1 protein-coding gene is annotated in these 636 nt (G+C 47.2%); it reads left to right on the plus strand.

From position 1 onward, the window contains the following. A partial coding sequence (locus tag A3756_RS28330) for a putative solute-binding protein (RefSeq protein WP_082865485.1) occupies nt 1-574 on the plus strand: 574 nt, incomplete at its 5' end. Between the last annotated feature and the right edge of the window lie 62 nt (nt 575-636).

Genomic DNA, 636 nt, shown 5'->3' on the forward strand with positions numbered 1-636 from the left:
GTTTACGCGCGACCGTAGCATTTTGCTTCCCAAAGACTTTGCTGGCAAACGCATGGCCGTTCTCGATGATGTTCCCGAATCTGAATACCTGTCACAAAAGCACGGTATTACACCCGTTAATTCAACCATTTTTAACTCAATCCTCAAGTTTAACAACGGTACGGTTGACCTGACTGCAGCGCCGGCAATTGTTTACGAGCCCTTCGAAATGCATAAAGGCTTAGAACCTGACGGTGGCATCTATAAAGACCCTTTCCTGTATATCACCATGCAGGTTATCGCACGTTGGGAAAAGTTCCCCGAAGGCTTTATTCAGAAGGCTCGGCTAAAAGCGGTTGAGGAATACTCAAAGTTTGTTAAGTTCCTTACGGACCCAGAAGCAACTATCCCCGAACACTATTGGATAGATATCCCCGAACATCTATACGATTACTGGGTGGAAGATTTTAGAGAGAGCCGTTTGGAGTTAGGTCGTCGCGGTATCTACGACCAAAAGACGCTTAAACTAATGAGGAAGGTCCGCTGCAAACTCGACCCTCAAGCGGCTGAATGCTCAGCAAGCAACCGCGAATAGAGAGCTAAGTATTTGACGCTAATCCCCTACATTCGCTATCGCTGTATGGGGGTCTTGGTGGA

The organism is Oleiphilus sp. HI0086 (genome assembly GCF_001635225.1).